Genomic DNA, 12,572 nt, shown 5'->3' on the forward strand with positions numbered 1-12,572 from the left:
AGCCGGAGCAGGGCGGCCGCGAGCGCGGCGAAGGTGCCGGCGAGGGGCAGATCGGCGCCGACGCCGGGAGCGCGGTAGGCCGCGGCGATCGTGAGGAGCACCGCCGCGGGCAGCACGGGCAGTAGCCGGGTGCGGGTGCGCATGACAAGTTCAGCGCCGAGCGCGGCGGCGAGCCAGGTCAGCACGGCGGGGAAGAGCAGCAGGGCGGCCTCGGCGGGGGCGGGAACCGCGGTGTCGAGCAGCCGTGACCAGCCGGTGAGGGCACCGGTTCGGACCATGCCCAGCCGTCCGGGCATACTCCCGGCCGGCGACGCGACCGTCGCGGCCGCCCAGACCACGAAGCCAACGCCCCAGGCCGCGACGGTGACGGCCAGTGGCAGGAGCCGACGGCGCTCCCCGAGCACCCCGACCAGGATGACGGGGACGAGCGCGGCCACCGGAATGATCACCCGCAGGTCGTGGCCGGCGAAGACACGGCGAAACCCGAGGCCACCCACCAGCGCGAGTCCCGCGACCAGCGCCAGCGCGCCCGGGCGACCTCCTCGGGTCGGACCCGCCTCATCACCCCGATCTGCGGCTCCGGCTTTGGCCACGGGGCCGGCCTCCGCAGTGGGCGACGGCCCGACCGGCGGGCGCACGTCGTGCCCCACCACGTCGGGCCCCATCGCGGCGTCGACGCTCACCGACGGCCGTCCCAGGTCACGGCCCAGCCCGACCGGCCCGCCGCGGGCCATCGAGTGGCCAGCGCCGCCGCGTCCGGCACGTCGATCACGGTCATGCGGCCGGCGGTCCGCAGGCCGAGACCGTCAGCATGGTGTCCCCCGCCGGGATGGTGGCCACCGGGGAGCCGGGACCCGGCCCAGCCGGACAGCCCCGTGGCGCGCACGGGGGGCACATGGCGTAGTCGGGCCCGGTCGGCGGAGTTCCGCCGGTCCACGGCGCGGGCGGTCGCCGCCGACCTGGGCCCGACGCGCACCAGCACCACCCGCCCGTACGCGTGACCCACCGGTGCCAGCGCCGCCAGAGCCTGTCGGTCAAAACCGCCGGTGACCAGGACGAGCGTGCCGAACCCGCCCCGGCGCAGCGTGCCGACCACGTCGAGGGTGGCGCGCTCGTCCAGGCGGACGGCGGCGAGCTCGTCCAGCAGCACGTCGGCGTCCCGTCGGCGACGCCGGCCGGCGACCCGCAGCCCGGCGGTGGTGACGAGACGGACGCCGAACGCCTCCCGCGCGCAGGTCATCATCACCGCGGCGGCTGCCTCGACCGCGTCCTCGAAGGCCACGGCTCCCGCCCGTCCCGGCGGATAGGCGCCCGGCCGCACGTCGAGCACGACGGTGGCGGCCGGTTCGGTGGGATCGACGTGGGTGCGGACCATGAGCTCACCCGCGCGAGCGCTCGAAGGCCAGTGCACGAGACGAAGGTCCTCACCCGCCGCGTACGGCCGCAGGGTGTGAATCTCCAGTCCCCCGGCCGTGCCATGCCCGGTCTGACCGTCCGGCTCGCGGGACGGAGCCGAGGCCAGGGGGGCGAGGTGCCGCGCCCGGGGGCGGATGTACAACGTCGTCTCCGTCGCCAGTGCCTGCCGACGGACGACGAGCCCGAACGGGTCGGCTCTGATCAGCTCGCCGGGACCCAGCCGCAGCACCCCCCGGGCCTGGGTCGGCAGAGCCAGTACGAATGACCTGCTCCCACGGCGCGGCAGGTGAGCTATCCGCAGCACCATCGCCTGCCGCGCGGATCCCGCCGCCTCGGCCGGATCCGCGGCGGGACCACCGGCGGTGACGGAATCGACCGGCCGACCGGCGCCGTCGGGAGCTGAGCCGGCATCGAGGCGGAGCACGAACGCCGGCGACGACCAGCGGGAGAGATTCGTCAGAGCGATGACGAGTTCGGCCGGCTCGCCCCGGGCGACCTGTCGCGGCGAAACCCGCAGCACCGCCGACACCCGCGGGCGGCGGGCGCAGAAGACGACCGCGAGCCCGACCGACGCGATCGCCGTACCACCGAGCACGTCCAGCTCCGCGTAACGCAGAACGCGGGCGCCGGCCAGCAGGGTGGCGACGGCGACGAGCATCCCCCAGCCGGTCGGTGTCAGCCGCGCCCGGGAGCGGGCCGCGGTGACACCGACGGGCTCCGGCGGCTCTCCCGGCGCACGAGTCGTCCCGATGGTCACCCGCCCGGTCGGGCCGGTGCGCGCCATGGACGCCTGCGGGCTCCGCCGGTTCGACCTCGGGGCCTTGGTGCGGGCTGACCAGGTCGGGTCCGTGTCTGGTCCACCTGGGCGATCCTGGTCGGCCGGGGCGTCGCCACCGCTCGGTCCCGCGACGTCGGTCTCGACTTCGGGGCTGGGGCCAGCCCCGCCGCGCGGCCCGGGCCGCGGCCGATGTCTCTCACCCAGTCCACGCGCGACCAGTCCGTTCCGGCGTTCTGGCGCCGGCGACGGTCCGCGGCGCCACGGACCATGGACCGGGGCCGGCAGCGGAGTGGTCGCCGTCTCGCTCTCGCCGGCCGGCAACAGCCCGACGTCCCAACCGCCAGAACCACGACGCTGCTCGGACGAGGGCACGATCAGATGCCGATGAGCCGGCGCGGCGACGGAACCGACTGCAGGATCTCGTCGATGACGTCCTCCGCGATGACCCGCCGCAGCTCGGCCTCCGGACTGAGCGCCAGGCGGTGGGACAGAACTGGGCCCGCCACGGCCTTGGCGTCGTCGGGGGTGGCGAACAGGCGGCCCTGCGCGGCGGCGCGGACCTGGACGGCGCGCAGCATGGCGATGCTGCCGCGGGGGCTGGCGCCCAGTCGGACTATGTCCGGCACCGCACGGGTCGCCGCGACCAGGTCCACGAGGTAGCGGCGCAGCGCGGGCGCTACGTGCACGGCGAGCGTCTGGGCCGATCGGGCCACGACGTCCTCGGCCCGCATCACTGGCCGCAGGTCCTCCACCCGCCGGCCCACCTGTCGGCCTTCCAGGATCTCGAGTTCCGCGTCAACCGACGGATAACCCATTCTCAGTCGCATCAGGAACCGGTCCAGCTGGGCTTCGGGAAGGCTGTACGTACCGTCCATGTCGATCGGGTTCTGGGTCGCGACGACCATGAACGGGCGGGGTACCGAGTAGCTCGTACCGTCGACCGTGACCCGGCTCTCCTCCATGACTTCCAGTAGGGCGGACTGCGTCTTGGGCGAGGCACGGTTGATCTCGTCGCCGATGACGAGGTTGGCGAACACCGGCCCGGCCCGGAAATCGAACTCGTTCGCGCGCTGGTCGTAGACCACCGTCCCGGTGATGTCCGCCGGCAGCAGATCCGGGGTGAACTGGATCCGGTGGCAGCCGGCGTTCACCGACGCCGCGAGGCTGCGGGCCAGCGAGGTCTTGCCCAGCCCGGGAACATCCTCGACGAGCAGGTGGCCTTCCGCGAACAGGCAGATCGTGGCGAGTTCCACGACCTCACGCTTGCCACGGATGACCTTTTCGACGTTGGCCACCACGTCGTGGAACGCTGTCGAGAACGCGGCGACGCCGAGCTGGTCACCGCGCAGGTCGCCGCGGTCGTCTCCCCTGCCCGTCACGCCTGGCTCCGGGCCCGCTCGGGGTAGGCGAGCTGGTGTTTCGTCACCGGGGCCTCCTTTGATCGGGACCGTTCGGACTGGACCATCTGGTGCGGCGGCGCGGCAGTGCGGTGGGTGCGGGGAGGCGGACCGTGCCGGCCTAGGGGGGCGACCGGCCCGGTCCGCCGAGCGGGCGGTGGGGGATGTCCGCCCGGGAACGGCCACCCTGGCGACCGTCGTCACCATGCGGACTTGCCGTTCCGCACCGGTAGACGACGGGCAGCCCGACTTCGTTGTGCCATAGCCCAGAAAATTTGTTGATCCGATGATCAGTCGGACTAGCCCGCCGACGCCGCGACGGGGTCATTCCCGCACGGTGCGCCGCCCGACGGCGTCGATGTCACGAATGGCAGCAGTTGGATCGCAACCTGTCGGCGGAACGCCGCGTCTAACCCCTCGAATGGGCGACGCCAGCCAGGCGCCACCCTCCGAACAGTCAACGAATTATCGCGAGCAAAACACCTACATCCCGCATGCGTTGAGAAATGTGTGCGGGGAATGGTGAGCGCTGCACCCCTCCCACGGCGCTCACCCGGCGGTGTCTGTGTGGGTGGCGTGGTGGCACACCCGCACAGACACCGCCCCAGCCAGCCGGGCAGTCGTCGCGCCGCCGCGCGCCTGGTACCGGTGCTGCCGCGGTCTGCCGTGACGACCGTCGTCCCGCCCGCCATCGCGGGTGACGTCTCACCATCACCCGATCGCGCTACCCATCCGCCACACTGCGGACGTCTCCTCACCCCGCTTGGAGTCGATCATTCCGATGTTCCGGCGACGACTTCGCCAGGTCCTCTGCCGCGTCGCCGGCGTGGTGCTCTGTGTCAGCATCGGGATGGCCGTCTCGGCGCCGGGCGGCCATCCGATCACCCTGCGTCCGACCGATGGCGGAGTCTGGCTGCCCTGGGAGACGGCCGGTGTCGTGACTCATCTGCAGAGCACGACGGGCCGGGCCGACGCGGCGATCACCATTCCCGGTGGCGCCGGCCACCGTCTGTCGGTCGTCGCGGACGGGCCGGACCTCCTCGTGGCGGACGAGGACGCCGGTCTGCTTCACCTCATCGAGCCGCAACGACTCACCCCGGCTCGCACGGTGAGGCTGCCCGCGGGAGCCACCCTCACCGCCGCGCGCGGCACTGTCTATGTCATCGATGGCCCGACCGGGCGAATACGCCGCCTGGACGGGCGGCGGTTGGGTGTCCTCGGCCCTGTTCTCGATCTGGATGGTGCGCTCGGCTCGGTCGCCCAGACGGACGACGGGACCCTGTGGGTGCCCGTCCGGTCCCGCGGCACGGTCGTCGCCGTCCGCGGCGGGGTACCAGCGGCTCCTGTCGCCGTCGCCCCGCCGGCACACGCCATCGACGTCGTCCTCGCCGACGGCCGGCCCGTCGTGGTCGACGGCACCGCCGCCACCGTCACCCCGCTCGTCGGCGGTCGCGCCGGTCAGACCACGGCCCTGCCCACGGCGACGGCGGCCAGCCCCTCCTCCGCCGCCGCGGTCGTGGCCGCGCCGGTCACCGCGGCGAGCACGGTCCCCGTCCTCGATGCGGTGACGGGCCATCTGTTGTTCGCTGACGTGTCCACCCGCACGGCGCGATCCGTCAGCCTGCCGGAAAGCGGGACAGCGGTCGGGAGCACGCCGTCCCGTCCGGGCGGGCAGCAGGCCCGGTCCGGGGTGAACACCAGTCCGACCGGGCTACCGGACATCGCTCGGCCCGCCGGCCCGGGCGATGTCATCCCCCGCGATGACGGTGACGGAGCCCGGTCGGGAGACCTCACCCATGGTCAGTTCGGTCCACCGCTCTGGCACGACGGGCGCGTGTATGTGCCCGACGGGCTGGCCGAGGTGGTCTGGGTGTTCGACACCCGCACCCAGCGTTTCGCCGACCCGATCCGGATCGCGGGCCCGCAGCCGCCAGGATCGGCGCTCACCGCGCCGACGGCGCCCGGCTCGGCCTCGACCCCGCCTACGACGAAGGAGCGGCTGACCGTCACCGCCGGGGGCGATCAGGTCTGGGTCAACGATCCGGACAGCCCCGCGCTCATGCTGATCGACGGCGACCGCAGGATGACCCTTTCGAAGCAGCCGGCCGGGCTCGCCGGTCAGACCGGGTCGGCTCCGCCGCTGCCCCTGCCCGCACCGCCACCCCGGCCCCGGTCGGTGCCGACCGCGCCTACGCCGGCTGCCTCGGAAGGCCAGCCGCGCCCAGGGCAGTCACCGGCGGCGGCATCCGGCGCCGCCGACACGCGGCCAAGCCCACTGCCGGTACCGCCGCATCCGACCATGCCGCCCCCCGTTCCGACTCCCCCGCCGCTGCCCAGCCCGCCCGGCACGCAGCCCCCCACCCCCGGTCCGGAGCTGACGACAGCCGTTCCACCTGGGCCCGATCCCCGCGGAGTGGCCCCGGCACCCCGACGGCACTGACTAGGCCCTCCGCCGAGCCCGCTCGCACGTGGCAGGGGCCCGAGCGGCGGCGCCGGCGGAGCAGACAAGCCAGGCCAGGCCCAATACAGGCCAGGCAAGCGAGGCCAGGCCAGGCAGACGAGGCCAGGCCAGGCAGACGAGGCCAGGCCAGGCAGACGAGGCCAGGCGAGGCCAGGCGGGGCGAGGCCAGGCGGAGATCAAACGAGAAAGTCGATGGCCAGGCGGTTGGGATCGCTCAGCTGGATGACGCGGAACCCGCTCACCCGGGTTAGGCCGACGCCGATGTGCACAGTGCCCTCGAAGTCGCCTGCGATCGCATAGCTGATCAGCCCCGACTGGCCGTGTCCGTCGGGCGGGGTGCGCAGCGTCGAGGCGCCTCCGTCGTCGTGGGCCGTGGCTGAGGTCAGGACGACCTCGAAGGCGGCCTGGCCGGCCAGCGGCAGGGGCGCGCCCGATCCCGGCCGCATCACCGACCGGACGTATTGCGCCTGATAGCCCGGGGCTCCGTCGGCGAACTCCAGCACCAGCCGCTCGTAGCGGACGCCGTTGTCGACGTTCGGCGCGCTGCGGATGGAGACGAGCCGGACAGGTGCCGGCTGCCGGGGCGATCCGGACGCGGGCTGGCTCGACCAGCTGCGCGCGCTGTCCCGGGGGCCGTCGGTCGCGCCGGTGGACGCCGCGGCGGACGGCCCGGCCGACGGACCGGCGGCCGATGGGGATGCCACGTCCGGGGTCGATGACGACACCGGCGGCGTCGAGGACGGGCCCTCCGACCCGGACCCACCGCATCCGCCGAGAAGGATCGCCACTGTCAACGCGCCGAGAAGGGCGGCGCCGCGCCCCCGCCCGTTCGGACCCCACGCTCGCCCGTTCGCCCCCCAGACCCGCCCGTTCGCAGCAGCGACTACCCGGCCCAGCCGGGCGTCCCGCCTCGGAGGTCGCGCGATCATCTCGCCATTCATGCACAACCCCCACGACGCTCCGCGCCCACACCAGAAGGACCAAGGCCCACAGCCAAGACATACCCGAAATGCGCGAAACGAACATCGCGAGAGCCGATCATCCACGATGATCGGCGGCCGTGGTGACGGAACCAGCACCTGCCCGCCGGCCTGGCGAGCAGCGCAGCCAGCGGAAGGGCCGGGGCGGCGGGTCCAAAGCCATCGGCCTCACGCGAGGCGACCCGACCAGGCCGCCGCATCCCCCGATCGCACCGGCCCCGACCTGGGCGGTGCAGCCGGAAGGCGGACCGACGGACCGAAGTTCACCGAAATCTTCGGAAATGGATTCGGCATCGCGAAAGAATCATTGCGGATGCCGCGCCGTTCCCGCCCTACCACAATGCAAACCAGCAAATGCGGCGCTAGGCGACGGATGACCTTATACCGGAGAATCCGACCCGGCACGAACTCGTCCCGCCGGCGCGGCGCGGATACCACGTCCTGCTCAGCGTTTGGGAGGTTGCCGATACTTCGAAGGCGTTCTACCAGGTCATTGACCTCGACTTCTCCGGCTGAGATCGGCGCCCGAACTGGTAGACCCCGTACTTCGCGTCCACCGCGAGAACGCCGATCAGCACGGCGACAAACATGATCATGTTTCTTTTTCACACTCGCGGATCGCTCGCCCGCCGACCTGCGTCCGTCAGGCTCTCCGCCCCCTTGGCACGACGCACCCCTGCGGCGTTTCGCCGGCCCCGGACGGAGAACGTCGACCTCCTTTTACTCTACGGGCATTGCGATCGTGGGCGGAACGGGCCGTCAGAGCCGCGGTGGTTCCGGGGCCGCGGCCCCTGTCTAGCGGGGCAGCGCGGCGTCGTTCTTCGGCGGCCCGATCTGGCTGAGCACGATCGGGCGATTTGCCTCCGGCGGTGCGACCAGCTCGGTCCTTTCCCGGAAGACGCGCTTCAGCGTCTTCCCGGTCACCCCGATCGGGAACTTCGCCCAGTCGAGGATCTCGACCCGACACAGCCGTTGCGCAGGATGCAGCAATGTGTTGAGTTCCATCGTGAGATCGGCGGGGTCGACCGTCCACTCCGGCCGGAGGGCGACGGCCGCTGCGGGGAGCTGACTGCCGTCGTCCTGCCGCGCAGCGTAGACACAGATGTCGTAGACCGCAGGATGGTGGTGGCAGATCTCCTCGATCGGGAGGCTGTAGACGTCACCCTCGGCGGTCCGGATCACGTCGACTTCCCGGTCGAGCTGGATGACGTGCCCATCTGTGCCGATCCGCGCGACATCACCGGTGAAGAACCAGCCGTCGCGGTGCGCTGTGTAGGTCAGCGAATGGTTGTTCCAGTACGCCTCGAACACCGTCCGGCCACGAACCTCAAGGCGACCAACTGTCTCTTTGCCAACCGGCTGGCCGTCGCGGGTCACCCGGATTTTCGGGCCGAACGGCGTTGAGCGCCGTCGGCCGATCCGTCGCTGGTAGCGGCGGGTGAGGGTCGTGTAGTATCGAAGCACCGAAGGCGTACCCACCTCACTGGAGCCCTGCGCGTCCAGGAATACCGATCCCCGCAGCGGCAGTCCGAGCCGGCGGAACGTACCGCCCAACGGCGTGAAGGTACGGATGATGGCCTCGTGTGACGCGTCGGCAGTGCTCGCCCAGAACCGCATGGCGCGCAGCCGCTTCGGATCGAACGGCTGCTCCTTGAGCTGGGTGTAGGCGATGGGAAAGCCGAAGAAGCCCGTGTATCTTCCGGTGGACAGCTCCCGGACTACTGCGGCGGCATCGAACCCCTCGCGGCTGTACGCCTCGTGCCAGTGCACCGGGATTCCGGCGAGCAGAGTCGCGTTGAAGCTGAGGATGACGGCCTGGTGGTTGTTGGGCAGGGCGAAGAACCCGTGGTCCCGTCGCGAGGACGCGTGCACATAGCACAGCCAGCCCCGGAGGGCGTGTGCCTGGCGCCCGTTGTGCAGGATGACCGCCTTGGGAAAGCCGGTCGTGCCCGAGGAGTGCACCAGGTAGAGCGGCTCTTCAGGTCCGCGGGGAAGCGAATCCACCGGGCCGTCGACTGTTTCGAGCAGCATGTTAATCCAGTACACGGCAGGCTTCGTGCGCCCGGCGACCGGCTGGGGCAGAGCCGGGAGATCGGCCGTGTCCACTGGCTGGTCCGCGAGGACGATCGAGTGCACAGCACCGAGATCGCCGCCCTCGGCGAGCACTCGGCGCAACGTCGGCACATCAGTGATCAGCACCTGCGCATCGATGTTGACCAGGTAGGGGCCGACCTTCTCCGCGGCGAACATGCCGTTCATCGGGCAGGCGATTCCGCCGGCTCTGACCGCGGCCAGGTGCAGCAGGTGGTAGTCGAAGTGGTTCTCCTTCATGATCGCAACCCGGTCGCCGCGCGCGACCTGGAGCTGATGTCGCAGTGCGGCGGCCACATAGCCGGTCGTGCTCCGGATCAGCTCCGCGCTCCACTCGGTCGCCCGGTCGGTCGCCGGTAGGGCCGGAACCGACCAGCGGATCGGCCTGCTCGAGGAGTGCAGGGGCCGGTCGCCGTGGCGACGCGCGGCCCGGTCCGGAATCGTCTCCAGAGAGATGGGACGCGCGGCCAGCGCGAGGCGCTCGGGCAGCCCCACCGACCACGCGACGAAGGACAGGTAGGCCGCGGGCAGTGCGGCCGCACGCACAGCGGACCGGAACATGAGCATCACCTCTCGTTCGGTGGCGGACTCGCGGTGGGCACCCTGATGCTCAGCGAAGGAACAGGAAGCACCGGCTCGCGACCTCCGTCGGCTCCGCTACCGGGCTGGTGTACACCGTGACCGGGAGGTGCCGACCGTCCGCCCGCAGCGCGACGGCGTCGTAGTCAGAGACCATCTCGCCGGTCAGGAATGCCTCGGCGAGCAGCTGGAGTTCCGCTGGTACGGGATAGAAGACAGTCGCGTCCTGGCCGAGGAACCCGGCGGGATCCGCGTCATGGCCAAGCACCCGAAGCTGCTCGCGGTTCGCCCGCACCATCAGACCCTGCGGGGATACCTGGTGAATCGAGACGGGAACATTTTCAAGGAAGTCCCGCAGCCGCTCGGTCGCCGCGGCCACCGCCGGCTCCGGAGCGGCCGGCGACGGGCGGGGTGGCCCGGCTGTCGCCGTCCGCACCCCCTGGTCCCAGGAGGCGCGATCGGCGTCCGCGGAGCCGCCCGGCCGCCGATCGAACACCGGCCGGACGACCACCCGGATGACGCCGCCACCGGCGCCGCCCACGTTCGCGTCGATCAACGCGGGCCGCAGGTCGCCCTCGGGCTGACGCAGTGCCACGCGCAGCCCGCGGACCACGCCATCCTGATCAAGTCGTACATTCAGGCGAATCCAGTCAGCCTCGGCGAACACTGCGGCGGCCGCCGTGCGGGCGAGGGTGTCCGAGCCGCCCGGCGGGCGACCGGAAAGCAGGTGCGCGGCCCGGTTAGCCCGTTCGACAGTGCCGTCCGGGCCAAGGATCAGCAGGCCCACCGAGGCGTTCTCGAACAGGTCGGTCAGGTCACGCAACAGGTCGGTGGCATCGACGGAGGTCGAGGCGAGGGCGGCAGAAGGCATCGAAGGCTCCTGGGGGTCGCGGAAACACCTGGCAGACAGTGACGCGCCGGCGATCACGCGCTGGCGATCACCGAGTTGCCGATGAGCTCGTGCACGTCATTCCACAGCGCCAGTCGGTTCTCCAGTGACCGGCTCACCGCGGCCCGTGCGGCCGACCATCGATCCGGGTCGTCACCGCACAGGTCAATCACCATCTGGACGGCCATGGGCGTGTGTTCCTCGGCGTCGACCTCGACATGGCGGTCCAGGTAGTCCCGGAACATGCTGAGTTCGAACGGACCGTCGAGAACCCGCTCGAACATGGCCGGGATGAGGTTCTCCCGGCCAAAGGCGAAGGCGGCGGCCAGCTCGTGCGGAGCGCACTCGTCGATCAGCCGCCAGGTGCTCTCGACGAACCGGGCGGCGGCGGCCGGTACCGGCGCCACGCGCAACGCTCGCGAGACGCCCTCGCACTCGGCCGCGCGCAGAAAGTGCTCGATCGGACCGGTGTCGGCACCGGCCTGCCCCATTGCGAGCAGATAGAGCTCGAAGTGGCTGATGAAGGTGTCCTCGTACTCGTCACTCTCCTCCACGAGGACGATCTCGTTGACGAGCCGCCGGCTCAGTCCGCTGCCTTGGGGCCGCCACGGCACCGCGACGCAGGTGAGCTGTCGCTGCAGCGCCTTGAGGATGGACATGAAGTCCCAGACAGCGAACACATGGACTTCCATGAACACTCGTGCGTGATCGACGGACCGAATATCCCGGTAGATCGGATGGTTAACAATCTGCGAACGGAGATTGATGGTGTCGACCTCAAGATCGACGATCCGTTCGTCGTTCCTGCTCCAACGGTAGCGCGAGACCATCGGTGACCTCTCTAGACGACGTGATTTGCGTCGAACAGCAACGCCGGGCGGAGCCACGACATTCAACCTCCCGCCGAGACCCTGATTTCGGGCGGGCGATGGGCATTACCTGGAAATTTTCTGTGGGCAGGAGGGAACACCGCGCTGGGCAGTTTAGCCGCGACGAGAAGGACTGCGGTTTCAGGCGAACCGGCAACGTCACTGCGGACCCCGGCGCGCAGACCGGCACAATGATCGGCTCAACGCCGGGTCGGTAGAATTACCTGCGGGTACGGGCTGCGCTCACCGAATGATGGCGGCCCGACAAGGACTTCAGAATTACGCCGGTTCCGTTCCGGCGTGTCCACTCTGCACAACGCGGCGCGCCCTGTCAACATCCGTACGTTCGGTGACGACGAGGAAAATTGATTCGACTGCAACCATCGCGGCTGGAGCCCACTGGAGCGGCGGCGGTGATGGGGCCACCCGCTTTGTTGTCATCGGTCTGAACTGCCAAAGATCCCACCATCACGTTCCGATCCCGCTCCCCGCCGCGCCCGTGCGGTCCTAGGCCCGACGGGCGACCGTGGGCGGCCCAGGATCCCAGCCAGCCGGCGTACCTCACTCTTAGCGATCGGTCTGTCCACCCTGGCTGTCCAGCGGTCGGTCAGGCGGCATGCCCCAGGGCGCGCAGCGCGGCCGTTCCCAGCGCGCTCATGATGATCACGATGGGGAAGGGGGCCCGCAGCCTGACGCAGCCCGCCGCGATCGCGAGCCCGGCGAGACGGGCGTCAAGCACGAGGTGCTGCCCCGTTGTCAGAGTCTGGACGACGATCAGCGCGCCAAGCAGCGCCACGGGCATGGCCTCGGTGAGCCGGGTGACCGGGGGATGATCGAGGATCCGCCTTGGGGTGACCAGGCCGACGACCTTGAGCAACAAGCACGCCGCAGCGCCCGCGAGCAGCCAGCTCCAGCTCACCGCAGCCCCCCGGCACCGTCGTACGTCCCTGCGGTGATGTCCCGCCCGGGAAGATCTGGCTCCGCGTCGGCGCGTGGCCTGGCGGGCTCGGCCGTCCCGCGCCGTTTGGCCTGGCCGGCCCGCGCCGGCCGCAGCACGATGAGCGCCGCGCTGGCGGCCAGCACAACGGGCAGCCCGGAGGAGAACAACGGGG

The 12,572-nt window shown here is 71.1% G+C and carries 10 protein-coding genes and 1 pseudogene; 2 read left to right on the forward strand and 9 right to left on the reverse strand.

The window, feature by feature from the left end:
* From MXD58_RS09415 to MXD58_RS09425, 3 genes and pseudogenes are all read right to left on the reverse strand, one after another.
* A pseudogene (locus tag MXD58_RS09415) lies at positions 1-683 on the reverse strand (transglutaminase-like domain-containing protein); the annotation flags it as partial.
* The gene (locus tag MXD58_RS09420; RefSeq protein ID WP_248836420.1) at positions 680-2,200 is read right to left on the reverse strand and encodes a DUF58 domain-containing protein; all 1,521 of its coding nucleotides are present in this window, start codon (positions 2,198-2,200) and stop codon (positions 680-682) included. The gene MXD58_RS09420 and the pseudogene MXD58_RS09415, both read right to left, overlap by 4 nt.
* A gap of 368 nt (positions 2,201-2,568) precedes the next feature.
* The gene (locus MXD58_RS09425) at positions 2,569-3,573 is read right to left on the reverse strand and encodes an AAA family ATPase (protein ID WP_248836419.1); all 1,005 of its coding nucleotides are present in this window, start codon (positions 3,571-3,573) and stop codon (positions 2,569-2,571) included.
* Between the two features lie 799 nt (positions 3,574-4,372).
* Between MXD58_RS09425 and MXD58_RS09430 the strand changes: the two genes are divergently transcribed.
* Positions 4,373-6,031 carry a YncE family protein gene (locus MXD58_RS09430; protein WP_250609205.1) on the forward strand — a complete coding sequence of 553 codons (1,659 nt, stop codon included), beginning with the start codon at positions 4,373-4,375 and terminating at the stop codon, positions 6,029-6,031.
* A gap of 197 nt (positions 6,032-6,228) precedes the next feature.
* On the opposite strand, the gene MXD58_RS09435 is transcribed toward MXD58_RS09430, so the two are convergent.
* Positions 6,229-6,756 carry an AMIN-like domain-containing (lipo)protein gene (locus MXD58_RS09435; RefSeq protein WP_248836418.1) on the reverse strand — a complete coding sequence of 176 codons (528 nt, stop codon included), beginning with the start codon at positions 6,754-6,756 and terminating at the stop codon, positions 6,229-6,231.
* A gap of 717 nt (positions 6,757-7,473) precedes the next feature.
* On the opposite strand from MXD58_RS09435, the gene MXD58_RS09440 reads away from it, so the two are divergent.
* Positions 7,474-7,548 (forward strand): hypothetical protein, encoded by a 75-nt coding sequence (locus tag MXD58_RS09440; protein ID WP_248836650.1) that lies wholly within the window; start codon positions 7,474-7,476, stop codon positions 7,546-7,548.
* 279 nt (positions 7,549-7,827) lie between these two features.
* Here the strand turns inward: MXD58_RS09440 and MXD58_RS09445 are convergent, their stop codons facing one another.
* The 5 genes from MXD58_RS09445 to MXD58_RS09465 all read right to left on the reverse strand — a co-directional run.
* Positions 7,828-9,684: a class I adenylate-forming enzyme family protein gene (locus MXD58_RS09445; protein ID WP_248836417.1), complete on the reverse strand. Its 1,857-nt coding sequence runs from the start codon at positions 9,682-9,684 to the stop codon at positions 7,828-7,830.
* A gap of 49 nt (positions 9,685-9,733) precedes the next feature.
* Positions 9,734-10,573 carry a PAS domain S-box protein gene (locus MXD58_RS09450; RefSeq protein ID WP_248836416.1) on the reverse strand — a complete coding sequence of 280 codons (840 nt, stop codon included), beginning with the start codon at positions 10,571-10,573 and terminating at the stop codon, positions 9,734-9,736.
* A 53-nt stretch (positions 10,574-10,626) separates the two neighbouring features.
* Complete coding sequence (locus MXD58_RS09455; protein WP_248836415.1) at positions 10,627-11,478, reverse strand: DUF3050 domain-containing protein; 852 nt, start codon at positions 11,476-11,478, stop codon at positions 10,627-10,629.
* 589 nt (positions 11,479-12,067) lie between these two features.
* Positions 12,068-12,379, reverse strand: a complete 312-nt coding sequence (locus tag MXD58_RS09460; protein ID WP_248836414.1) for an AzlD domain-containing protein — start codon at positions 12,377-12,379, stop codon at positions 12,068-12,070.
* A partial coding sequence (locus MXD58_RS09465; protein WP_250609204.1) for a hypothetical protein occupies positions 12,376-12,572 on the reverse strand: 197 nt, incomplete at its 5' end. The genes MXD58_RS09460 and MXD58_RS09465, both read right to left, overlap by 4 nt.

This window comes from Frankia sp. AgKG'84/4 (assembly GCF_023242965.2).
GTDB lineage: Bacteria > Actinomycetota > Actinomycetes > Frankiales > Frankiaceae > Frankia.